The organism is Vagococcus penaei, assembly GCF_001998885.1.
Taxonomy (GTDB): domain Bacteria; phylum Bacillota; class Bacilli; order Lactobacillales; family Vagococcaceae; genus Vagococcus; species Vagococcus penaei.
In genome coordinates, this window is record NZ_CP019609.1 from 439046 (window position 1) to 463691 (window position 24646).

Sequence of the window (24646 nt, forward strand, 5' to 3'; positions counted from 1 at the left end):
CAAATTAAGTAAAATACCAACTAAAAACCTGAATTCATAGTTGACTAGAATTCAGGTTTTTTAGGTAAAACGGTTTAATCAAGATAATCTTGGTAACTTTGGCTTATTTTTGCCAAAACTGTCGCCTTAGTCAGTGAATCTGCAAATGAGTACGTCATTGCGCACTGATTAATCTCCATCATTTCACGATAAGTTAAGCCGAAATGTGTCGCTAAAAGCATGTATTCATCAGTCAGTGTTGTATTTGATACTGTTCGATTGTCTGTACTAATCATAAAAGGCACCTGCTTGGCAAAAAAAGTACGCAAGGGAAACTCATCTAAAGATTGAATGGCTTTACTTTGTAAGTTACTAGTTGGGCACATCTCCAATAATACTTTTTCTTTGGCACAAAGCGCCATCGCTTCCTCACTGTCTTTAATTGCTATCCCATGACCAATACGTTTTGCCCCTAATTTTACAGCCTCAATAACATTTTGGTAACAGCCACATTCACCTGCATGTAAGGTTAAATTAAGACCGGATTGATGGACGACGGAAATACTAGGTGCAATTGATAAAGTATCGTGAGCCGCTTCATCACCTGCAAAATCAAATCCAACAATTGACTCTTTTGTACTAGCTAAAACGTCTGCCAACAAAGCTTCATGTTCTTGATGAGTATGATGACGCATTCCAATAATTAAAAGGTTAGTTTTCGTTAAATACTGCGTACGACCTTGTTCGACTCCTAAAACGACTGCATCAATCACTTCGGTTAGACTGAGCCCAGCTTGCTGATGCAATAGCGGTGCTACACGGATTTCAAGATAGGCAACATTCTCTAAAGCAGCTTGACGTATAACATCAAGAGTTGCCAAAGTAAGATTTTCCGCACTTTGTAAAAAAGGTAAGATGTGCTCGAAACAAGATAAATATTCTTTTAAACTGGTGCAATCATGGCTTGTCTGGACACTCTTAGGATCAAAACCTGCCACACCATCTTTTTGAGCTAACTCTTGTAACAATTCAACACTAACTGATCCATCTAAATGACAATGCAACTCGATTTTAGGTAATTCTTTCACAATACGATAGTCCATTAATATACCTCACTCCATTTTTGATTTGTAAACGCTACAAATTTTATTTATTATAGCATTCTCTATGGCTTGGGACAAATTAAAAATGAATAAAAAAACCAGGACAAAATTTGTCCTAGCTTCTAATCATTAATTGTTATGTCCACACTGTCTTTATCTTTAGCAATCATTAAAACACCATCACCTAGAGGCAAGATTGTTACGGTTAAATCTGGATGTGCTAATACAGTATCATAAAGTAAGTTTAATTTCCGATGAATCGTGCGTTGACTTTTAGGTATCTCAGAACGCTCGTGCATGACAGTACCTGCTTGAAAGATATCATCAATCATAACAACACCATCTTTTTTTAATAATCGTAAACATTCTGGTAAAAATTCAATGTATTTTGATTTGGCACTATCCATAAAAATAAAATCATATGGCCCTTCTAATGTAGGTAACACATCCTTTGCGTCACCTTCAAGTAGTGTTACTTGTTTTGCAACACCTAATTTTTCAAAATTGGCTTTTGCTTTACGAATCATTACATCAAACCGGTCAATCGTATCAACGTGTCCATCTGGGCTCATGGCTAATGCCATTAAACTACCAGAAAAACCTACTGCTGTTCCGATTTCTAAGACGTTCTTTGCTTTAATTTGTTTGACGAAAAAATTTAAAAAGGTTGCTGTTTCATTTGGTATAATTGGCACACCATCTGCAGTTGCCTGTGCTTGAAGTTCTCCAAGTTGACCAGGCATACCTGGTTGACGGTGACGCATTAATGTTAAAACGTCCTCTTGAATGACTGGACGATGCATCATTTCATTTCTCATGTGATTACGTTCTTCCTTTCTCTGATTCCCTCACTGATTATACAAATTTTCGCCACGTAATTCAAATTTCTTAGCTAAAAAATTGGTATATTTAAATTAAATGATGTATCATTGTTTTTGTAAACAAATAAAAAGAAGAGGTATAGTTTCATTATGAAAAAGGATAAGTATTATGAGTTACTAAAAAAACAATATCCAACGAAAAATGATATTGTAAGCGAAATCATTAATTTGAAAGCGATTTTAAATTTACCGAAAGGGACGGAGCATTTTGTTAGTGACATTCATGGGGAATATCGGGCCTTTCAGCACATTTTGCGGAATGGTTCTGGTAATATCAAAGCAAAAATTCACGATTTATTTAAAGGTGAATTGAGTGATGTTGCTCAAGGCGAGCTGGCAACTTTAGTGTACTATCCTGAAAAAATACTGGATATGAACCAATATGATGATGACTGGTACAAAGTAAAAATCGACCAACTTGTTCGTCTAACTCATTTTTCATCTTCAAAATATACGCGTTCTAAGTTGCGTAAATCAATTCCAAAACGCTTTTCTTATATTATTCAAGAATTACTTTATCAAAGCATGAGTTCTGAAGATAAAGCAGATTATTATGAACAAATCATCCAAACAATCATTGATTTAGGACAAGCAGATGCAATTATTATTGATTTAAGTTATATGATTCAAAAATTAGTAGTTGATCATTTACATGTTGTAGGCGATATCTATGACCGTGGACCAGAACCGGATAAAATCATTGAAGAACTGATTCATCATCACTCAGTGGATATTCAATGGGGAAACCATGATATTATCTGGATGGGAGCAGCCGCTGGGTCACCTATTTGTATGATGAATACGATTCGAATTTCTGCTCGCTATAATAACCTTGACATTATTGAAGACGTTTATGGAATTAATCTACGTCCATTGCTAACCTACGCAGAAAAATATTATGAAGATAACCCAGCCTTTCGCCCTAAATTAAGTGGCGAGTGTCAGGTTAGTGAAGAAGAGTTACTTGAAACCACAAAAATTCATCAAGCTGCAGCTGTTTTACAATTTAAACTAGAGGAGCGTTTGGTTAAACGTCGCCCAGAATTTAAAATGGAGCACAGACAATTACTGAGCCGGACTAACTTTGATACAATGGAAGTTGAGATTAAAGGGCAAACCTATCCGCTAACAAATACTTGTTTTACAACAGTTAATCCTGACAATGTGGAAGAATTAACTGTTGAAGAATTTGACGTGATTCAACGCTTACTAAAAAACTTTATTAATTCGGAAAAATTAAAACGTCACATCGACTTTTTATTTGAAAAAGGCAATATGTATCTCGTCTATAATGATAATTTACTGGTACATGGCTGTATTCCATTGAAAGAGGATGGTAGTTTTAAAGCCTTCCCAGTTGATGGCATTCATTACGCTGGTAAAGAGCTCTTAGACTTATTTGAATATTCACTACGTAAAGCCTATAAACAGCCCGATGTCATGAATGATTTTGACACCGATTTAATTTGGTATTTATGGTCTGGCGAATGTTCATCTTTATTTGGTAAGAAAGAAATGACTACTTTCGAGCGTTACTTTATTGAAGACAAAGAAACCCATCTCGAACCAAAAAATCCTTATTATGCTTTACGTGAAAATCCTGAGATTATTCATCGTATTTTAAATGAGTTCGGTTTAAATAGTCCCGATAGTCACTTGATTAGTGGCCATACTCCTGTCAAAGAAATTAAAGGTGAAAATCCAATTAAAGCTAATGGGAAAATGCTTGTAATTGATGGTGGCTTTTCTAAACCATATCAAAAAACAACTGGTCTAGCTGGTTACACTCTGCTCTATAATTCATATGGGATGCAACTAGCAGCGCATAAGTCATTTTCAACTATTGATACAATTTTTACTGATCATGATGATGTAATTTCTGTTCGCCGTGTGGTTGACAAGCCACTTAAACGAAAAAAAGTCCGTGATACCACTATTGGGCGTCAGCTACTAGAAGAAATTCGTGATTTAGAGAATTTACTTGCCTACGAAAATAGACGCTAAAAAAGTAACGACTAACTGACAAACTGTCAACTAGTCGTTACTTTTTTACTTAACTGATTTTTTCACTTCATTGATTGTATTCATTTTATGTTCCCAACACTTAGGAGACAAATCAACTGGGTATTTTTGTGGGTTTAAATTCCGCTTGTATTCTTCCCATAATGATTCTTGGTTAGCGGTTGCCCGTTGTTTAATTTCTTCGATATTTGGTAGTTTGTAAATTCGCTCTCCATTCACATAAATATCTTGTAAAATCGGACGAGCTTCAAAATTAGTCACTGTTTTGTTTATAAATGTATGGATCGGGTGGAACATGTACAGCTCTTCTTGCTCACGAGGGTCTTCTTCCCATAGAGTAATATAATCTCCTTCAGACTTACCATCATCTTTACCAGTAATACGCCAGACTTGTTTTTTTCCTGGTGTTGAAACTTTTTCAGCATTATTCGATAATTTAATCGTATCGACCATTTTACCTCTTTTATTTTCAATTGACACTAATTTATAAACGGCACCAAGAGCTGGTTGATCATAGGCTGTGATTAACTTCGTCCCCACACCCCAAACATCAATTTTAGCGCGTTGCATCTTTAAGTTTAAAATCGTTGACTCATCTAAGTCATTTGAAGCATAGATTTTGGCTTCAGTGTAACCAGCTTCATCTAATTGTTCGCGTACACGTTTTGAAATATAGGCCATATCACCACTATCAATACGTACACCTAAAAAGTTAATCTTATCGCCCATCTCATTTGCTACGCGAATCGCATTAGGAACACCTGACTTCAAAGTATCATAAGTATCGACTAAAAAGACACAATTTTTATGAGTTTGAGCATATGCCTTGAATCCTTCGTAGTCATCACGATATGCTTGGATTAAACTATGTGCATGTGTCCCTGAGATTGGAATGTTAAATAGCTTACCTGCTCGAACGTTACTAGTAGCATCAAAGCCACCAATATAAGCCGCTCTGGTACCCCAAATTGCAGCATCCATCTCTTGTGCTCGGCGCGTGCCAAACTCCATTAAAGCGTCATTCTCACATACTGCACGAATTCTTGCAGCTTTAGTCGCAATTAAAGTTTGGTAATTAATAATATTTAAAATAGCTGTTTCAACTAACTGACATTGTGCTAAGGGCCCTTCCACTTGTAAAATAGGTTCATTATTGAAAACCATTTCGCCTTCTAGCGCTGAGCGAACAGTACATCGGAATTTAAGCTCTTTTAAATAGGTTAAAAATTCTTCAGGATAATCTGTGACACTACGTAGATAGTCGATATCACTCTCACTAAATTTTAAATTATCTAAATAATGTATCACACGTTCTAATCCGGCATAAATGACGTAACCGTGTTTAAATGGCATCTGTCTAAAATAACATTCGAACACTGCATTTATGTTATCATTACCTAACTCCCAATAAGTTTTCATCATATTTAATTGGTAAAAGTCCGTGTGTAAAGCAAGACTGTCATCGCTGTAATTTTGAGTCATATCTTTCTCCAACCTTTATTATTTATATACGTTCCATTTTACGTGTCTTTTTAAACTTTCTCAACCTTTTTCGCTTTTTTTACAAGTATCTGTCCCTAATCTTTTAAAGGAGGTTATTTTATGTTACTCTATTTCATAATTGGTCTATGTGGTAGTAGTTTTATTAGTTTTATAGGTTATAAGCTAAATGCTTTAACCACAACAGGTGCATTAGCAACCATTTTCACTGGAACTATGGTCGCAACTTTTGGTACTATTACAACATGGGGAATTATTATTTTATTTTTTGGTGGTTCTTTAGCTATCAAATTATTAAAAAAAATATTAAGAGCTACAATACAACCCGACACTATTACAGAAAAAAGTGGTGCACGCGACGCTTCACAAGTTTTCGCTAATAGTCTTGTGGCAATTATTAGTTTAATTTTTGCGACTATTTTTAAAGATATTAATTTTTTCGTCATTTATACAGCAATTTTAGCTGGATCAACGGCCGATACCTTAGGTTCAGAAATTGGCGCTTGGTTCAAAGGGAAGACGTATAATCTCCTTACATTTGAGCCATTAACACCTGGCGTTTCAGGTGGTGTTAGTGTAATTGGGAGTTTGGCATCAATGGTTGGGAGTGCCTTGATAGCTTGTGCCTTCGGAATATTGCAATGGTTATTTCAGGATCCTGTTAGTTGGAGTGACTTACTCATTATTTTCCTATCTGGGTGCTTTACGTCACTCATCGACAGTCTACTAGGTGCAAGTGTTCAAGCACTCTATCTTGACTCAAAAACCAATCAACCGACTGAAAAACGTGATAATCACTACAAACAACCCAATAAATTAATTAAAGGGTGGCCTTGGATGACTAATGATACGGTCAATTTTTTAAGTACTGTTTTGACTTTCTTCTTAGCTTATTTACTACTAACTATTTAAAATTAATTAAAAAAAGACTCACAAAAGTTAAGCCAACGCGCCAACCTTTGTGGGTCTTTATAATTAGTAACTCTATTTGTCACTCTAAAATTAAATGACTCAGCGTGTTATTGATTCATCTAAGATAACTTTTAAACAATCAAATAATATCGCACTTGATGCTGCTCCTGGGTCAATATGACCAATTGCTCGTTCACCTAGGTAAGAAGCCCGGCCTTTTTTAGCGACTAAATCTTTGGTATGATTTTTGGCTGCCAGGATGGTTTCTGTGGTTAAACGTCCTTGCAATAATTCATTCACAACCGGTTCCCACACATCAACCATTGTTTTATCATCAAATTCAGCCTTACCGCGAGCCTTGATACCTTCTAAACCAGCTTGAACTACTTGGCCTAACTCTTCAACAGAAGTCATTGTTGTCAACCCTTGACTAGCTTTTGCCATCGCCATAAAAGCTGAGCCATACAATGGTCCAGAAGCTCCACCAACTTTCGAAATTAACGCCATTGAGAGAACTTTAAATGTCTCACTGATTGTTGTTGGATGATTCTTTACTAAAGCTTCTTGGTATGCGGCCACACCTCGCGCCATATTATTTCCATGATCACCATCGCCAATCGATGAATCTAAATCACTGAGATAAGTTTTATTTGCTTCAATTTCAGCAGAAAAATTATTGAGCCATTTTTGGCTATCTGTTACCGTAAACTCCAATTGTCGTCATCCCTTCTTATTTACCATGAAATCGTATTTACTTGACTATCTAAGGCATCTAACCAGTCAGTCTCTGACAAGTTAATAATAGTCAGTGATAGCCCTTGCATATCAAGGGAAGTCATATAATTACCTACCTTATGAAAGACAACATCAACCCCGCGCTCAGATAATAAACGTAAACAATCATTCATATAAACAAACTGTTCCATTAAAGGTGTACCACCCATACCATTCACCAATACACCAATACGTGTTGGCACTGTTTCATAATCAGCTAAAATTTTATCTAGCATATTCTGAGCCAGAATTCGTGATGGTTGGATTTTTTCACGGTGATACCCTGGTTCACCATGAATTCCTACCCCATATTCAATGTCATCATCTGCTAAGTCAAAACCTGGCTTTCCTACTTCTGGTACAGTCGCTGCTTTTAAGGCAATACCAATTGTTTTAATTTCTTTTACTACTTGCTCACCAATAGTTTTTAGTTCTGATAGGGATGTCCCTTGGCGTGCTAAATGTCCTAAAATTTTATGAACTAAAATAGTCCCCGCAACACCACGTTTACCAGCTGTATAAGTGCTGTTTTCAACAGCAATGTCATCGTCGACAACGATTATCTCAACAGCGATATCTTCCATCTCAGCCATATCTAGAGCCATTTCAAAGTTTAGGCAGTCACCCGTATAATTTTTGACAATTAATAAGACACCTTGCCCTTGATTTGCTTCTTGAATAGCTAGTAGAATTTGATCCGGTGTTGGTGACGTGAAAACATCTCCAAGAACAGCTGCACTAAGCATGCCTTCACCAATAAAGCCGGCATGAGCAGGTTCGTGTCCACTACCACCGCCTGAGACTAGTCCAACTTGTTTCTTTGCTTGATTTTTGGCAATTACTCGCGAGTCAGCTACGCGATGGACAAGTGACGCATAGGATTGAACGATTCCTTCAAGCATTTCTTCTATAAGCGATGCGGGATGATTCATAATTTTTTTCATCTTAACTCCACCCTTTTTCTCCAGCATTTTTTGCTTCGTGAATAATTTGCTCAATATCATCTGTTACTCCTGCTGTAATTGCTGCAGCAAAAGCGCCTTCGACTAAAGGAGCATCAACTAAAATATAACGTGCTCTTTTTTCTTCATCAATCATGTCTACCACCATTTCGACATTCATCACGGCACTACCTAAGTCCGCAAAAGCAAAAAATATATCAGTAGTATCAAGTGTGTCTAATGCATCTAAAATCAACGTCGGATCTGAACCCAATTCACCATCTGCCGTTCCGCCAAGAGACAAGACTTCGACTTGATCCGTCTGACTCATTTGGTCAATCATTTCTTTAAGACCATCTGTGATTTTTTTGCTATGTGAGACTAAACCTATTATTTTACGCATATTATGTATCATTCCTTATACATTAGAATTTTAGTAACTTAATTATGATAGTCCATTACGATTTTTGTAGTCATGACCTAATTTATCAGCCACAATAATAGCATTTGCTACTTCTTCTTCCACAATTGGGAATGGCATTGAGTGAATTGATTCTTCAGGAATACACGCAATTTTGGCTACTGCTAATGCTTCTTCATAGGTAATAGATTCAACACCTAAATCTGCTAAAGTCATTGGTAATCCAATGGAAGCGCAGAAAGCTAAAACAGCGTCTAACTCATTTTTATCTGCATCTTCTAATACTAATTGAGCGATTGTGGCAAATGCTACTTTTTCACCATGTAAGGCGCCATGTGCACCATGTAAAACTGTCATACCATTATGAATTGCATGTGCAGCCGCTAAACCACCACTTTCAAAACCTAAGCCTGACAATAAAATATTTGTTTCAATAATTTTATTAAACGCCTCAGTGACAAGACCAGCATCACAGGCAATTTTTGCTTGAAGGCCATCTTCTTGTAGATATTTCCAACATAAATGTGCCATTTCAAGTGCAGCATATGTACCACTTGCATTAGGTGTTAAACCTTCGCGTGATCCCATTGGTAAACTAGCATTAACACGTGAATATGAATTATGTGTTGCTCTTGCTTCAAAATAAGTTGATAGCGCATCACCCATACCAGCCACTAAGAAACGTGTTGGTGCTTTAGCCACAACTTTAGTATCAACTAAGACAACACTTGGACTTTGTTTAAAATAAGCATAATCATCAAACGATCCATCTGCATGATATAAAACAGCTGAGTGAGATGTTGGTGCATCTTGAGCAGCAATTGTTGGTACGACAATTAAGTTTTCACCCTCAGCAACGACTTTAGATGCATCAATTGCCTTACCTCCACCTAAACCAATCACACAATCTGTTTTTTCTTTTTTAGCTACTTCTTGTAATCGTTTGGTCTCTTCACGTGTTACTTCACCACCGAAACCGCCTTCAACAAAGCGAATACTAAATTTTTTAGCTGTTGCTTCTAACTGTGGGCGCACACGCTCAACATCACTTGGGTGTCCAATTAATAAAGCGGATTCACCAAACGTTGAAACAAAATAACCTAGATTTAGTAATTCATCTTCCCCTTGAACATATTTAGTTGGTAAAATTAGTGCTTTTCTCATCATTTATCTCCCTTTCTTGTTGACATCTTTATAATAAAACGTTTTCACTAATTAATCATTGGATTCTATTGTCACTTTCTTATACAATAGAATTGACTTATATTGCTAAATAGCATTAATTTGCTTTTTGTGAAATAAATATCAAAAAGAGGGTAAGGTGAAAATTAATGGGAATGACTTTTGAACTAAAAAAGGTGTTAGATTTAGAAAAGTGGGAAAAAGTTCAAGAATCAATTGCGATTGCTACTCAATTAGCCATTATTTTAGTAGATTACAAGGGGAAACCAGTCACACAGCATAGTCAAGTTCAACCTTTTTGTCAATTAGCTAGGCAAACACCAGAACTAGCAAAATTCTGTGAAAAATGTGATGCTCGAGGTGGCTTAGAAGCCGTACGAACTGGGCAACCTTTTATTTATCGTTGTCATTTTGACATTATTGATATGGCCATACCAATCATTTTAAACGGGGATTACGTTGGTGCCATTATGGCAGGTGAGATTCACTTAGAAGATGGACATGAACAGTTAGAACAAGTCTTAACACTTCCTGATAATAAAGTGCTACAAGATTTTAAACTAGCGCATCAAGATCTTTATCAACTTTACCCAAAATTATCATTGGATGATTTAAAAAAGAGTGCTAATATGCTCGAAAGAATCAGCGAATACATCGTATCAGAAGCTATAAAAAAAGACTATTTAGTTAACGCTTATAAGCATAGCCTTCATCTAAGTTCAACTAATGATATTAGCGATATGGACTCATTGCATACTGAGTCACTAGAATTTTTAAAGAAAGATATCGATGCAACACTACTAGATCAAAAATTAAAAACACAACGAGATAGCATCAAAGTCAGTAATCAGCAATTGCAACCAGCAATTGATTATCTCTATGTGAATAAATCAAAACTGGTCAGTTTAAATGATTTAGCGACTATCACACATCTCAGTCCTAGCTATCTAAGTCGTTTACTAAAAGAAGAACTAGGTGAATCTTTTCAAGTTGCTTATATTAAATTAAAACTTAGTTGGGCAAAAGAACTACTCGAAACAACGTCTCTTCCAGTCCAATCAATTAGCGATAGTTTAGGGTATATTGACACCAGTTATTTTGTTCGCTTATTCAAAAAACACTTAGGCGTGACACCATTAGCCTATCGTAAGCTACACAAAAAAAGCCTAACTACACGAATGTAGTTAGGCTTATATTCTTTAATAAGAATTATTTTACAGTGATTGAAGCGCCAACTTCTTCTAAAGAAGCTTTTAATGCTTCAGCTTCGTCTTTAGAAATACCTTCTTTTAATGCCGCAGGAGCGCCATCAACTAAAGCTTTAGCTTCTTTTAATCCTAAACCAGTTGCTTCACGAACTGCTTTGATTACTTTAACTTTTTGGTCGCCAGCAGCTGTTAATTCAACAGTAAATTCAGTTTGCTCAGCAGCAGCTTCAGCAGCTCCACCAGCAGCAGCTACAGGAGCAGCAGCAGATACACCAAATTCTTCTTCAATAGCTTTAACTAAGTCATTTAATTCTAAAATAGTTGATTCTTTTAAATCAGCAATAATTTGTTCAATATTTAATGCCATTATAGTTTCCTCCGTAAATAATCTTTAGATTATTGTTTATTTTTTTGTTTTAGGCAGCAATTAAGCTACTTCTTCTTCTTTTGCTTCTGCAACAGCATTGACAGCGTAAGCCACATTGCGTACAGGTGCTTGTAGTACAGATAGTAACATAGAAAGTAAACCTTCGCGGTTTGGTAATTTTGCCAAAGCGATAATTTCTTCGATTGAAGAAACGTCTCCTTCGATAACGCCACCTTTGATTTCTAATGCTTCTGCAGTTTTAGCAAAATCATTCATGATTTTAGCTGGTGCTACAACATCTTCGTTACTGAAAGCTACGGCAGTTGGTCCTACGAAAGATTCGTTTAAACCAGATAAACCAGCTTGTTCAGCAGCACGACGTAAGATACCATTTTTGATAACTTTCATCTCAACGTTTGCGTCACGCAATTGTTTACGTAATTCTGTTACTTGTTCTACTGTTAATCCACGGTAGTCAACGACTACTACAGATGCAGCTTCTTTAAACTTAGCAGCGATTACTTCAACTTCTTGCGCTTTTTTAGCGATTGATGCTTCACTCATTATATTTTCACCTCCTGAATTAATAGATGGTGAGATTTTTCAACAAAAAAAACCCCATGCCACCGTTGACATAGAGGGACTATTGATTTCATTCAATATGGTCCTCGGTAGGAAATTAAGACTTGCGTCACCTACTGTCTTCGGCTAGTTATTAAGATTAACCTAGGTAACTATACCATAGCTAGTTACCTAAGTCAAACTATTTTCAGTTAATTTTTAGAAAGAAAATTTATCTACTTTGACACCAGGTCCAAAAGTAGTCGTGATTGTTAAGTTAGTGATATATTGTCCTTTAGTTGCAGCTGGTTTAGCTTTAAGGATTACATCGTTAATTGTGCGGAAGTTTTCGATTAATTTATCATCTTCAAATGATACTTTACCGATTGGTACATGGATGTTACCTTGTTTGTCAACACGGTAAGTTACTTTACCTGCTTTTACATCTTCAACAGCTTTTGTTACATCCATAGTAACAGTTCCAGTTTTCGGGTTTGGCATTAAGCCTTTAGGTCCTAAAACACGTCCTAATTGACCAACTTGTGCCATCATGTCTGGTGTTGCAACGATAACGTCGAATTCAAACCAGCCACCTTTAATTTTTTCAACTAAGTCTACATCACCAACGAAATCAGCGCCAGCAGCTTCTGCTTCTTTTGCTTTTTCGCCTTTAGCAAATACTAAAACTTTTTGAGTTTTACCAGTACCGTTTGGTAGTACAACAGCACCACGAATTTGTTGGTCAGCTTTCTTAGGGTCAACATTTAAGTTGTAAGCAACTTCAACTGTTGCGTCAAATTTTGCAATGTTTGTATCTTTAGCTAAGGCTACAGCCTCCGCTAATGCGTATTCTTTAGTTGTATCTACTTTTTTTAATGCTTCTTGCATTTTTTTACTCTTTTTAGCCATGTTTGTGTTTCCTCCTTGATTGTGGTTATAGCGGCTTAACCTCCCACGCATTTATATTTTTCAATATAAATCGACTGAGAAGCTACTTCTAGGTTAGTCGTTAGACTGATTACTCAACAACGATACCCATGCTTCGTGCAGTACCTTCTACCATGCGCATAGCTGCTTCAACGTCAGCTGCGTTTAGGTCTTGCATCTTAGATTCAGCAATTTCTTTTACTTGATCTTTTGTTACAGTTGCAACTTTTTTAGAGTTTGGCTCACCAGAACCTTTGTCAATTTTAGCTACTTTTTTCAATAAAACTGCAGCTGGTGGAGTTTTTGTAATAAATGTAAATGAACGGTCTTCATATACAGAGATTACAACTGGAATAATTAAACCTGCTTGGTCTGCTGTACGAGCATTGAATTCTTTAGTGAATCCCATAATGTTGATACCGGCTTGACCTAAAGCTGGACCTACTGGTGGAGCTGGAGTTGCTTTCCCTGCAGGAATTTGTAATTTAACTAATTTTTCTACTTTCTTTGCCACGAGACATACCTCCTTGAGTCCGTGATGTGGTTTAATGGAGATGAAAATTTCTCCTCCCACGCTTCCATAAAAAAGAAGCACGTGTCATTACACGCACTTCATAATTATATCTGACAAAATCCAAAATGGCAAGAGTTTAATTTGCTTTTCCACAATTTATTTTAGCAATTTTTGCCTGTTTCAGAATAACACCTTGATTACTTGTTAATTCTAGATTTTGACCAACCTCTTTTTGATAGAACGTAAAAGTCATAGCATCACGATTATTAATGAATAACTCAATCGAAGCATTATCACGGACAAATTCCAATGTTAATTTTCCATCAACTAAAGACGCACTCATTGATCGTTCAAACAACGGTTCTTGTTCCGCACCAATAATCTCGTAACCTAATTTCCCTCGATTCACAGTTAAAATTTCATTCGTTACATCGTAGGTCACCAATAATTCATCACGATCAATCGCAAATAAACGTAAGTTAACTTCTGTAGACATTTCTGGTTGAATCACTAATTTAGCATAACTTTGGGTACTTAGTAGTGGCGCACTTACCCACTTATCTTCACTTGACAGCACACGATTTTCTTCCTCTTCACCGACTATTAGTTGATTATAGAGGCTTTCTACCGGTCGCTGACAAAGACGATTGTTGATAACTGATAACTCTCTAGCAAATGTCATTGCTCCAGCCCAACCATGGCCTAAATCATGTGTTGGAATATTACGTTTCCACATTTGCATCCAGGCAATCATGATACGTTGACCTTTATCATTCTGACACGTTTGTGGTGCATAAAAGTCTAATCCACCATCAATTTCATGATAATTCTCAACCGCTAATGTCCCTTTTTCCCAGTCCATTTGACCGATAAAAGCCACTGTTGAACTCATATTGTGATAACTATGGCCATCTTCTTCCATTTCAATTGGTGACATAATCAAAACATCTTTTCCATCTAAATGGAATAAATCAGGACATTCCCACATAATGCCTTGATGAGACTCACCCTCTAAAACAACAGAATAAAAAGTCCAATTTAACAAATCTTTCGACTGGAACATCAAAATTCGACCACGTTCATTTTCAGTTTTTGTGGCAACTACGGTAAAATAACTTTCTCCTCGTTGAAATACTTTAGGATCGCGAAATTCTTGAATATCACCATAATTTTTTAATTGTCGCTCGTCAATCACCGGATTACTAGCAATTTTTTCAAAGTGAATCCCATCATCTGAAACAGCTAAACATTGAACTTCACGACGTTTGCCTTCTCGTTCATAATGGCCTGTATACATCAAATATAAACGGTCATCTTTAACAATGGCACTACCTGAAAAACACCCATCAAGTTCATAATCTAACTCTGGCGCTAGAGCAACAGGCAATTCTTCCCAGTGAATTAAATCCTTTGACTTTGAGTGTCCCCAGTGCATTGGTCCCCATTCACTTGCATAAGGATAAAATTGATAAAATAAATGATACTCCTCTCGAAAGTAAACAAAACCATTGGGATCATTTAACCATCCTATTGGTGGCATAACGTGAAATGCGTGACGATAGGTATCAACCACTTTTTCACGTTCAGCATTGATATACTGATTGGCTTTTTCTAATAAATTCATTCATTATTCATCCTTTCACCGGCAAACTTTATTTAATTCCTGTTCCTGATCCACCTAAACCATCTAAAATATATTTTTGTGCCACAATATAAACAATAATTAATGGAATAGTCGAAATTGTTAAGACCGCCATTACTTGATTGATTAAGACCGGTTGCGTTGTATTAATTGTGGTAATCGCGACTTGTATTGAAAATTTACTTTTATCGGTTAACACCATTAGTGGCCAAATATAATCATTCCAACTTGTAATGAAAGACAAGACACCTACTGTGGCAATTGCTGGTTTAGCCATTGGTAACATAATTCTAAAGAAAATTTGGACAATTGATGCACCATCTAATTTTGCTGATTCGATGATTTCTTCTGGAATCGCGATAAAGAAGTTTCTAAATAGATAGATATTAAAAGCACTCGCCATCGCTGGTAAAATGACTGCTAGGCGCGTATTAACTAAACCTAAAGCATTCACTACCGTAAATTGTGAAATCAAAATCGTTTCAACTGGAACAATTAAAAGTGCTAATAGTAAACCAAAAATCACTTTTTTACCAACGAAATTAATTTTTGCAAAAGCAAATCCCGCTAGTGAGTTAACTAAAATCGACCCTAAGGCAAACGTTGTACCGTAAAAAATACTATTTAATAGATAAGTACCCACACTAAAGCGACTAACGACTTCTTCATACGTTTTAAACCAATTAGCAGGATTAAAACTAGGTAAAAAAGCTTTAATGGAAGTTAAATTATGGTACACATCGGCTTCTGGTTTCATTGACGACACAATCATCCAAATCATTGGAAATAAAAACAGGGCTACTATTAAGAATAATAACACATATTCTAATATTTTTGTCGGTTTAATTCGCTTTTTCATTAGTCTTTATCCTCCTTAATCAGTTTTCGTTGCGTAATAGTAATCAAGCCAATTAATGTCGTAAAGACTAAAGCTATTGAGCTTGAATAGCCAACTAGACGGTCGGTAAATCCTGTTTGGTAAATATAGTACACCATCGTCATTGTTGAGTTCATTGGTCCACCTTGAGTCATAATCATTGGTTGAACAATCAGCTTAAATGCTGAAATTAGTGTTGTTAACAAGACGAAAATAGCAGTTGGTTTAAGTAATGGTAGGGTAATGTACCGAAATTGTTGGAACTTTGTGAAGCCATCCAATTCTGCTGCTTCATAGACATCTTGCGGAATATTTTGCATACCACCCAATAGTAATAACATTTGATAGCCTGCTCCTTGCCATGCTGATACAAACACAATTGTATACATTGATTGACTTGGACTAGTTAAGAACGGTAAAGACTCAATTCCAAAACGATTTAAAATCGCATTAATCAATCCTTCATTTGGGTTCAACAAATATAACCAAAGAATCGAAATAACAACTAAAGACATAACAACTGGTGCAAAGAATGCAACTTTGAAGAACATATTACCTTTACGCTTTTTATTGATTAATAGAGCCATTCCTAGGGCTGCACCTAATTGAACTGGAATAATCCAAATTACAAATTTCGCTGTGTTAAAAATACTTTTCAAGAAAATCGGATCGCCAATTAACCTTTTGAAATTATCTAAACCAATAAACTGGCGAGCATCAGGTGTTAATAAATAATAATCAGTAAAAGCATAGTAGAAAACCATTCCTACTGGAATAATTAAAAAGATAGTCAATAAAATCAATGCCGGGGCTAAAAAACCATAGCCAATCAAATTTTCTTTTAGTGTTGATTTTTCTCGCATGATAATCCTCCTTGACTGAACAACCCTAAAACTTTTTCGTTCAGTATTATTTGTTTAATAAATTATTAATTGCTTGTTGCATCTCTTTCGCCCGAATATCCGCTACTGCTTGAATATCAGGATTTTCTTTATAGTACGTAATATCTTGAATCGACTGTTGGAAGGCTCTTGACACTTGTGGATAAGCCACGACAACTGGTCTAGCACGTCCAGATACTTGATTTTGTTCCATTAACATCTTCATACCTTCTGGAACGTCATTTTTAATTAAATCAATCGTTGAATTTCTGATTGGTAAGACACTGTTACCTAAGCTCATAATCTTACTTGACTCAGTACTTGTAGCAAATTTAATAAATTCAGCAGATGCATCTTTTTTCTCCGTATTCGTCGTCATCCCTAAAGCCCAACTACCTGTTGGTGACACTAATTTTTTCGTCTTATCTGACACTGGGTAAGGTAGAATACCATAATCGATGTCTTTATAATTGCCTTCTAAATCAGCCATTGTCCATGAACCACTTAGTAACATTGGGTATTTACCCGTTTCAAAACCTTTTTCTACTGGGGTCACAGGAACATAATCATTTTTGATTAATTCTTGAATATAGCTTAAAGCGCCAACTGTTTCTTTTGAATTATAATAGCCTATTGTTTCTGTCCCTTCTTTATTTACAATGCTTCCACCATTTGACCAGATGAATGGTGTATAAGCATACGTTAACATCTCATCTTTATTGGCTAACTGCATATTAAAGACCGGTGCTTCAAACTCCTTATGCAAGCGTTCTAGCACATCTTGAAACTCTGTCCATGTCCATGGATTATCTAAAGTTGGTAATTCAGAGTCTTTAATGCCAGCTTGCTTAAACATTTTTTTATTATAATAAAGACCAACACTCGATTCAGAATAACCAAAGGCATAGAATTTTCCATTATATGTTCCTTGCTGTTTAATACTTGGCAGAACATCAGCCATATCATCATCATCCAAATACTCATCTAACGGTTCTAGTACTTTGGAATGTGCATAAGCTGCTGTATTCGGTCCGTCTAGTGTAATCACATCTGGTAAAGTCTTTGTTGTGATTGCAGCATTCACTTTATCTTCATAACCGCCACCACTCCCACTTCTAGGAATGTATTCTGTGACCGCCTTATATTTACCATTGAACTCTTGATTAAAATTATCTACAATTTCTTGCCAAGCAGCTCCTTCAGCAGTCTCATCCGAAAATTGTACCCATACTTTAATTTCGCCTGGGTCTGAACTCGTATTGCTTTGATTACCTTTTTTACCACAGGCAGAAAGTCCACCTAAAACTAACGCAACCGTCGCAGAAAATAACACTAGCTTTTTCATTTTCATTCTCCTTTTATCTAAATTTGGAACGTTTTAAATATCTTGACCTAAAAATTGGAACGTTTCAATTATTTTATTCAAAAAATAGGAAACGTTTCAATTATTTCGCACTAGAAAATTTGGAAACGTTTCCTTTTTATGATATAAAATTAACACCCTTTTTATTGGATGTCAATCTTTTTTTATCATTTTTTCAAAAGTTGTTTTACCTTCATGAAAAGTAACGGGTAAAACCGAACGTTTAATAACTTCCTCACCGGAGATTAGTTTTAAAATATTTTTAACAGACACTTTTGCCAACTCTTGGACTGGTTGTGCAATTGTCGATAGCAACTTGCTACGTCCTTTAACTAAACTAGCACCATCAAATCCAATAATTTGAATTGTCTCACCAATCTTTTGATTCGTCTCAAGCATTAAATAATCAATCACATCAACTGCCATCAAATCATTCATCACAAACAACCCATCTAGTGAAGGATTCGCAGTAAAAAAATCAGTCACTTGCTGTTCAAAATCATTAATTGGTTCGATCATTTCGAGAACAGCGTAATCAATAGCATTTCCTTCACAATATTCCTTAAATCCTGACAAACGTTTAGTCGTTTCATTGTGATGAGCAGAGATACTACCAATAAAACCAATTTTTTTCGATCCACGTGTGATTAATTCTTTTGCAGCTAACTGACCTCCTGCAAAATTATTCGATGTTACATAGCACACATCCTCAGTAAAATGGCGGTCAATGCTAACAATCGGTAAATCTGCTGAGACAAAAGGGTCAATATCCGAATAAGTAATAGCAATTAAGCCATCAACTTTATTTTGCTTGACCATTTGAATGTAGTCTCGTTCTTTTGCCAAATCATCATCGGCATTGCATAGTAGCATTTTATAATTTGATTTTGTCAATTCTGTCTCAACATAATAAGCATATTCTGAAAAAAAAGGATGCCAAATCGTTGGCAAAATTAATGCGACTGTATTCGTGCGATTCGTTTTCAGGCCTCTTGCATACTCATTAGGCTCATAGTTCAACTCTGCGATGGCTGCTTCAACTTTTTCTCGAGTAACATCTTTTACTTTCACGCCATTAATAACACGTGATACAGTCCCCAGCCCGACATTTGCTAAAGCGGCAACGTCTTTCATGGTTGCTTTCATTTTATCACCTACAGTTTTTTAATGTAGTAACTATACGACTATTGTATAACAGAACACAACAAATTAATATTAATTTTAAGTTTAACAGATATTTCCAATAATATTTTTTCTATTTTTGAAATCATAACAAAAATTACTATCTATTTTTATTTTAACCAATATTTTTCATAATGTTTGCCCTTTTTTTGAGGGCGTGATAGAGTTGATTAGTATAAATTTTAGGAGGATGTTACATGATTCGACAAGCTCAACCAAAAGATGTCACAGATGTGATTAACTTAGTTATGATTATTTTAAAAGATATGGAATTGGCTGTTTTTGATAAGCTATCTGATGAAGAAGTTCTAAACTTACTCGAAGAAGCCTATACTAAATATCCAACTTATCGTTACGGGTACCAAACAATGATCGTTAAAGAAATTGATGGTCAAGTTGCTGGAATTGCTGTGGGTTATCCAGATAAACGCGAAAAAACAATTGATGCTGATTTTATCACCTTACTAAATGAACATGGTTTATCCGATGATTATCGTTTCTTTACTGAAATAGAAGCATTTCCAAACGAATGGTACCTCGATACTTTGGTAACGTCACCTGATTTTCGTCGTCAAGGAGTAGCAAACTCATTATTAGATGCTTTACCCGAAATTGCACGTCAACAAGGATGTGATAAGATTGGTTTAAATTGTGATCAAATCAATCAACAAGCACAACAAGTTTATTTAAAAAAAGGCTTTAAAAAAATGGGCGAAACAACCCTATCAAACCATCGCTATGACCATTTACAATGGCTTATAAACTAAAAAAGAGGCTGTGACATAAGTCTCTGAATAAAACAAAAAAGCGATCAAATTTATGAGTAAAATTCATTTATTTGATCGCTTTTTTTAGTTAAAATAAAAACGTACAGGTGACACCCTGTACGTTAAGTCATTCTCCCGAAAGGAAAACTAAAAATGTATACAAATTATAACATGAATCAACTTACTTTAGATATAACAACTTCTTATGTTCCTAAAAAAGATAACACCGCATGGTTTATTAATGAACTAGTTGAGTCACTGGAGCTTAGCGAACCATATCTATTTGGAAGACCTAGAAAATATGATTTAAAAGTAGTTCTTAAATTAACTTTATTTGCCTATACTAGAAGTGTTTTTACTAGTCGTAAAATTGAACAACTAGCAGAAGAAAGCCTACCGGCTCGTTGGTTAACTCAAGAACAAGTTCCGAGTTATCGGACAATTGCCCGTTTCAGAACATCTAACGATATTGATAAATTATTACAAAGAAGTTTAGACTCCTTAGTTACTTATTTACGTGAACAACAACTTATTAATGATGCTATTTTTATTGATGGAACTAAACTATTAGCTGATGCCAATAAATATAGCTTTGTTTGGAAGAAAAGTACTATTAAGTTTGATCAAATGAATCGACAACAAATCATCAACCTATCAGCTGAATTAAAAGAAGCATATGAGACAAGTTCTATACCAGAGGGATCACATTTAACTTTGGATATGGTAGATGAAATATTAACCCAATTAGAACTTAGATTAGATGATTTAGAAGAAAAAGTTATCAAAACAGCTAAACTTTCACCTAACCCGTTTAAGGTAAAACGACGTACCTTAAAAAGTAAAAAAAGAAAGTTGAAAATTCGACGTGATAAAATGAATGAGCATCAGGATAAATTAGCTATTTGTGGTAATAGAAATAGTTATTCAAAAACCGATCATGACGCCACTTTTATGAAAGTTAAAGAAGATCCGATGCAAAACGGTCAGTTAAAACCAGCATATAACTTACAAATAGCCACTAGTAATCAATACATTATTGGATATGATATCTTTCAAAATCCTACAGATACTAAGACACTTCAACCATTCTTAGAAAAGTTAAAAATAGAAAATAGAGTCCCTAAATACATTGTTGCAGATGCTGGATACGGATCAGAATCAAACTATCGCTACCTAGAAGACAACTTTTCAGAACACATTGCAGTTATCCCTTATGGGACAATGCTTAAAGAAAAAAGTAAGAAATGGAAAACGGATGAAAGAAAAGTCATGAATTGGAGCTATAATGATAAGGAAGATTATTACGTAGACCCGAAGGGAGTCCATTTTAACTTTATTGGGTATCGAAAAAGAACAGATAAAGATGGGTTTACTCGTGATTTTAAAGAATATCAAGCAGAAAGATATGATGAAAATAAAGATGTCATTCCTGAATCACTTACTCCAAAAGGCCACACTCGAAAAATAATGGTCAATCCTTCTTGGGAGTATCATAAAACTAAACAAAATGACCAACTTTCAAATGAAATAATCGCTAAGGTCTACAGCCAAAGAAAAATTGACGTTGAGCCAGTTTTTGGATGGATGAAGGCTTGTTTAGGCTTCAATCGATTTCATATTCGTGGGATCAACAACGTCAAAAAAGAATCAGGAATACTCGTATTAGCCTTAAATATAATGAAATTGGCTGTAAATCAGAAAAATAAGCCAATAGATAACATAAAAAAATCGGAATCCAAAAATCTTTTTAAGATTTTCGAATTTCGATTCTTTTATTTAAGAACTGTAACTACTTATGTCACAGCCTCTTTTTATTTTATGCAAGCTTACCAAAACATACCTACATAAAAAAATAGGACAGAAGTAAGCTAATCGCTAGAAAAATAATTATGTAAAAAGTGATATAACATCAAATCACTAATCATGCCACCCAAAATAAACCAAATTAGATTGGTTGCCTACTGTGACATCTCTTTATGAACAACTAGTGACAATATCAAACTAATAATCAGTGAAATTTGGAAACAATAAAACACCTATTAAGATAAAAATCTTTTAACCATTTTTCCTAACGACACAAACATCTCAACTTTTCTATAGGGTAGTAATAAAATTGTCTAAGCGGTTCATACATATCGAATCTTCTTGTTCTAAACTCTGTACGACTTCACGGTTAGTTGCTTGTGATAAAACATACGCTCCGCAAGCATCAAACCAATTTGATTGACCATTAAAACCTTGTTTAACGAGCTGTCTTGCATGAGTTAAGCGTTCATCAGTAAAAATAATATAACCGGTATAAACCTCTTCATTTTTCCTTAAGGCAATAGCAATTTGATGTTCTAGCCCGTAATCATTAATCCATTTAGATACCACATAATCCATCGCATTTAATAATTCAAGCGGTTGACTGCTAGATAGAGAAAGAGCAGACTGATTCCAAATCAGTGACCGAATAGTTACCGTTGGAAAGAGTGTTAACGTCATTAATTCGGCATTTTTAGCTGACTCGATTGGAAACAATTGATTAGCACCTTCTAAATAACTATGCTTCTCTATTAAATTCGAATCGGCTACTTCATCAAAACCAATCATGTAACTTGAAAAAACATCCACTAGTTGGATCATGCGACTTAATTTTTCACGTCGAGTAATCACACTGTGCTCTTCAGATAGAAAAATGGCTTGTTGTTTTTGATAGCTGACTGGCGCAAAACGGAAAAACCAACTATCACCTAGTAAATTTAAACGAATAAAACGCAATGCATGTTCAACTATCGGATAACGTTGAGTAGAGTATCCTTCATTTGTCATACATACTGAACATTTTGGATAGTCAGCATTCGTAATAGTGACTTTAGCTGGTAAGTCAGTTGATAAAGTCTTCAAATTTAAAGGATAAGGTGCTGTTAACTCGTCCGTTCGGCTAACGGATGGGACTTCAACTTGATGATTTTGCAAGCAAATTGTATAAAAATAATCAAGTGCCACTTGTGGCTCGTCATTGTAATGTTGAGAAAACATAGCATTAACAACTGATGGTGGTGGTGTCAGAAAATCCATTAGTTGTGCAACAAATTGACTTTGTTCATTCGTTGCTGCCTCAATAGGTAATACGCCATTCTCTTTCGCAATAATGATAAATTGTTCCACTAATTCCATTGCAACAGGTGGGATTTCTTTTGTGACTTGCGTTGCATCGAAAGTTGATTCATTTATTAAATCCATCAATCGATTTTGAAGATAAATACGGTCCATCTCCATCCAACCACCGGATTGAATGGCCAATGTCACAAAATTTTCAATAACTTGATGTTTATTCATTTTACCTGACACATCCTTTTCTATTTATTTTGAATACCCATTAGGATGACTTGAATGCCATGCCCAAGCAGTCTTAAAAATATCAGTTAAGTTTGTATAAGTTGGTTTCCATCCAAGCACGCGACACGCTTTTTCAGGTGTTGCCACTAAACTAGCTGGGTCACCAGCACGTCTTGGCCCGATAATTGATGGTATGTCACATTGCGTTAATTTTCGAGCTTCATCGACCATTTCCTTTACAGAAAAACCATTGGCACTCCCTAAATTAAAGACGTCACTTGGATTACCTTCTTCTAAATAATCTAGCGCCAAGACATGAGCCTCGCTCAAATCGACGACATGAACATAATCACGAATACATGTACCATCTGGTGTTGGATAATCATCACCAAAAATCGTGATTTCAGTTCGTTGACCTAGAGCTGTTTGTAAAATAATTGGCACTAAATGTGTCTCTGGTAAATGGTCCTCACCAATTGAGCCGTCTAAGCTAGCACCTGCAACATTAAAATAGCGCAAAGCCACATATTTAATACCATATGCTTCATCACACCAGTGCATCATTTTCTCCATCATTAACTTACTTTCACCATATGGATTTTTAGGATTGGTTTGTGCCGTCTCATCAATCGGCACACGCTTGGGTTCACCATAAGTTGCTGCTGTCGAAGAAAAAACAATATGCTTAATCGCAAGCTCTTGCATTACTTCTAGCACAATTTGTGTCCCATGGACGTTATTATTAAAGTAGGTTAATGGTTTTCCAACAGATTCACCTACTAAAGAACTGGCTGCAAAGTGTACCACCCCACTAATGTTTTCCTCACGAAAAACATCTAGTAAAAACGATTTATTACGGATATCTCCCTCATAAAACCGAACCGTATCATCTATAGCTTCACGGTGACCTGTCAGAAGGTTATCAATCACAATAACGTCTCTTCCCGATTTTTTCAGTGCTTGAACAGCATGTGAACCGATATACCCTGCACCACCTAATACTGCAATTGTCATAAATCATTGACCTCCCTAATTATTTCTATTTGTCTATTCTACACTAATTCACTCAATAACTCTATTCAAACAAAAAAGGCTCTATGTCAAATGATGTGGACAGATAAAATAAGTGCGTTTAAGCAGCGAAAGCCGATTGGCTTTTGTTGCTTATTTGTTTGTCTTTAAAACTGAGCAGTACTCTATATTTATAGTTTTGAAAGTTTCTGTATCCATACGCTATTCGCTTAATTAACTTGATTTTATTAATAGATCCTTCTAGCGGTCCATTAGAAAAAGTGGATAGGCTACACTTGACTAGACA

The 24646-nt window shown here is 35.6% G+C and carries 23 protein-coding genes, 1 pseudogene and 1 other annotated feature; of the genes and pseudogenes, 5 read left to right on the forward strand and 19 right to left on the reverse strand.

Annotated elements, in window-relative coordinates:
* Positions 1–74: 74 nt before the first annotated feature.
* Positions 75–1082 carry an adenosine deaminase gene (add, locus tag BW732_RS02070; protein WP_077275234.1) on the reverse strand — a complete coding sequence of 336 codons (1008 nt, stop codon included), beginning with the start codon at positions 1080–1082 and terminating at the stop codon, positions 75–77.
* 122 nt (positions 1083–1204) lie between these two features.
* Entirely contained in the window at positions 1205–1900 is a 696-nt protein-coding gene (locus BW732_RS02075; protein ID WP_077275235.1) for an O-methyltransferase, read from the reverse strand.
* 153 nt (positions 1901–2053) lie between these two features.
* Between BW732_RS02075 and BW732_RS02080 the strand changes: the two genes are divergently transcribed.
* Positions 2054–3967, forward strand: coding sequence for a fructose-1,6-bisphosphatase (locus BW732_RS02080; RefSeq protein ID WP_077275236.1), 1914 nt, complete (start codon positions 2054–2056; stop codon positions 3965–3967).
* 45 nt (positions 3968–4012) lie between these two features.
* Here the strand turns inward: BW732_RS02080 and BW732_RS02085 are convergent, their stop codons facing one another.
* Positions 4013–5467: a nicotinate phosphoribosyltransferase gene (locus BW732_RS02085; RefSeq protein WP_077275237.1), complete on the reverse strand. Its 1455-nt coding sequence runs from the start codon at positions 5465–5467 to the stop codon at positions 4013–4015.
* 120 nt (positions 5468–5587) lie between these two features.
* On the opposite strand from BW732_RS02085, the gene BW732_RS02090 reads away from it, so the two are divergent.
* Positions 5588–6397, forward strand: a complete 810-nt coding sequence (locus tag BW732_RS02090; protein WP_077275238.1) for a DUF92 domain-containing protein — start codon at positions 5588–5590, stop codon at positions 6395–6397.
* A gap of 99 nt (positions 6398–6496) precedes the next feature.
* Here BW732_RS02090 and dhaL read toward each other — a convergent pair whose 3' ends face one another.
* From dhaL to BW732_RS02110, 4 genes are read right to left on the reverse strand one after another with little or no spacing between them, the layout of a single operon-like run.
* On the reverse strand, positions 6497–7111 hold the full coding sequence (gene dhaL / locus BW732_RS02095) for a dihydroxyacetone kinase subunit DhaL (protein ID WP_077275239.1): 615 nt from the start codon (positions 7109–7111) through the stop codon (positions 6497–6499).
* A 20-nt stretch (positions 7112–7131) separates the two neighbouring features.
* Positions 7132–8115, reverse strand: a complete 984-nt coding sequence (dhaK, locus tag BW732_RS02100; protein WP_077275240.1) for a dihydroxyacetone kinase subunit DhaK — start codon at positions 8113–8115, stop codon at positions 7132–7134.
* A 1-nt stretch (position 8116) separates the two neighbouring features.
* Complete coding sequence (gene dhaM / locus BW732_RS02105) at positions 8117–8515, reverse strand: dihydroxyacetone kinase phosphoryl donor subunit DhaM (RefSeq protein WP_077275241.1); 399 nt, start codon at positions 8513–8515, stop codon at positions 8117–8119.
* 42 nt (positions 8516–8557) lie between these two features.
* Positions 8558–9697 carry a glycerol dehydrogenase gene (locus BW732_RS02110; protein WP_077275242.1) on the reverse strand — a complete coding sequence of 380 codons (1140 nt, stop codon included), beginning with the start codon at positions 9695–9697 and terminating at the stop codon, positions 8558–8560.
* Between the two features lie 173 nt (positions 9698–9870).
* Between BW732_RS02110 and BW732_RS02115 the strand changes: the two genes are divergently transcribed.
* Positions 9871–10899: a PocR ligand-binding domain-containing protein gene (locus BW732_RS02115; protein WP_126844115.1), complete on the forward strand. Its 1029-nt coding sequence runs from the start codon at positions 9871–9873 to the stop codon at positions 10897–10899.
* Positions 10900–10924: 25 nt separating this feature from the next.
* Here the strand turns inward: BW732_RS02115 and rplL are convergent, their stop codons facing one another.
* From rplL to BW732_RS02160, 9 genes are all read right to left on the reverse strand, one after another.
* Positions 10925–11290, reverse strand: a complete 366-nt coding sequence (gene rplL, locus BW732_RS02120) for a 50S ribosomal protein L7/L12 (RefSeq protein WP_077275244.1) — start codon at positions 11288–11290, stop codon at positions 10925–10927.
* Between the two features lie 60 nt (positions 11291–11350).
* Complete coding sequence (rplJ, locus tag BW732_RS02125; protein WP_077275245.1) at positions 11351–11854, reverse strand: 50S ribosomal protein L10; 504 nt, start codon at positions 11852–11854, stop codon at positions 11351–11353.
* 36 nt (positions 11855–11890) lie between these two features.
* Positions 11891–12016: a sequence feature (ribosomal protein L10 leader region), on the reverse strand.
* Positions 12017–12070: 54 nt separating this feature from the next.
* Positions 12071–12760, reverse strand: coding sequence for a 50S ribosomal protein L1 (gene rplA / locus BW732_RS02130; RefSeq protein WP_077275246.1), 690 nt, complete (start codon positions 12758–12760; stop codon positions 12071–12073).
* A 109-nt stretch (positions 12761–12869) separates the two neighbouring features.
* Positions 12870–13292, reverse strand: a complete 423-nt coding sequence (gene rplK / locus BW732_RS02135; protein WP_077275247.1) for a 50S ribosomal protein L11 — start codon at positions 13290–13292, stop codon at positions 12870–12872.
* A 136-nt stretch (positions 13293–13428) separates the two neighbouring features.
* Positions 13429–14916, reverse strand: a complete 1488-nt coding sequence (locus BW732_RS02140; RefSeq protein ID WP_077275248.1) for a glycoside hydrolase family 32 protein — start codon at positions 14914–14916, stop codon at positions 13429–13431.
* Between the two features lie 28 nt (positions 14917–14944).
* The gene (locus tag BW732_RS02145; protein WP_077275249.1) at positions 14945–15793 is read right to left on the reverse strand and encodes a carbohydrate ABC transporter permease; all 849 of its coding nucleotides are present in this window, start codon (positions 15791–15793) and stop codon (positions 14945–14947) included.
* Positions 15793–16674, reverse strand: a complete 882-nt coding sequence (locus tag BW732_RS02150) for a carbohydrate ABC transporter permease (RefSeq protein ID WP_077275250.1) — start codon at positions 16672–16674, stop codon at positions 15793–15795. The genes BW732_RS02145 and BW732_RS02150 overlap by 1 nt, the downstream gene beginning before the upstream one ends.
* A gap of 46 nt (positions 16675–16720) precedes the next feature.
* The gene (locus BW732_RS02155) at positions 16721–18037 is read right to left on the reverse strand and encodes an ABC transporter substrate-binding protein (protein WP_077275251.1); all 1317 of its coding nucleotides are present in this window, start codon (positions 18035–18037) and stop codon (positions 16721–16723) included.
* Between the two features lie 171 nt (positions 18038–18208).
* Positions 18209–19201 carry a LacI family DNA-binding transcriptional regulator gene (locus BW732_RS02160; RefSeq protein WP_077275252.1) on the reverse strand — a complete coding sequence of 331 codons (993 nt, stop codon included), beginning with the start codon at positions 19199–19201 and terminating at the stop codon, positions 18209–18211.
* Positions 19202–19434: 233 nt separating this feature from the next.
* Between BW732_RS02160 and BW732_RS02165 the strand changes: the two genes are divergently transcribed.
* Together BW732_RS02165 and BW732_RS02170 are read left to right on the forward strand one after the other, a co-directional pair.
* Positions 19435–20004: a GNAT family N-acetyltransferase gene (locus BW732_RS02165; RefSeq protein ID WP_077275253.1), complete on the forward strand. Its 570-nt coding sequence runs from the start codon at positions 19435–19437 to the stop codon at positions 20002–20004.
* A 153-nt stretch (positions 20005–20157) separates the two neighbouring features.
* Positions 20158–21852, forward strand: a complete 1695-nt coding sequence (locus tag BW732_RS02170) for an IS1182 family transposase (RefSeq protein ID WP_077275254.1) — start codon at positions 20158–20160, stop codon at positions 21850–21852.
* A gap of 246 nt (positions 21853–22098) precedes the next feature.
* On the opposite strand, the gene BW732_RS02175 is transcribed toward BW732_RS02170, so the two are convergent.
* The 3 genes and pseudogenes from BW732_RS02175 to BW732_RS02185 all read right to left on the reverse strand — a co-directional run.
* Entirely contained in the window at positions 22099–23328 is a 1230-nt protein-coding gene (locus BW732_RS02175; protein WP_077275255.1) for a hypothetical protein, read from the reverse strand.
* A gap of 24 nt (positions 23329–23352) precedes the next feature.
* Positions 23353–24342, reverse strand: a complete 990-nt coding sequence (gene galE / locus BW732_RS02180) for a UDP-glucose 4-epimerase GalE (RefSeq protein WP_077275256.1) — start codon at positions 24340–24342, stop codon at positions 23353–23355.
* Between the two features lie 118 nt (positions 24343–24460).
* Positions 24461–24616 (reverse strand): annotated as a pseudogene (locus tag BW732_RS02185) (transposase); the annotation flags it as partial.
* Positions 24617–24646 lie beyond the last annotated feature (30 nt).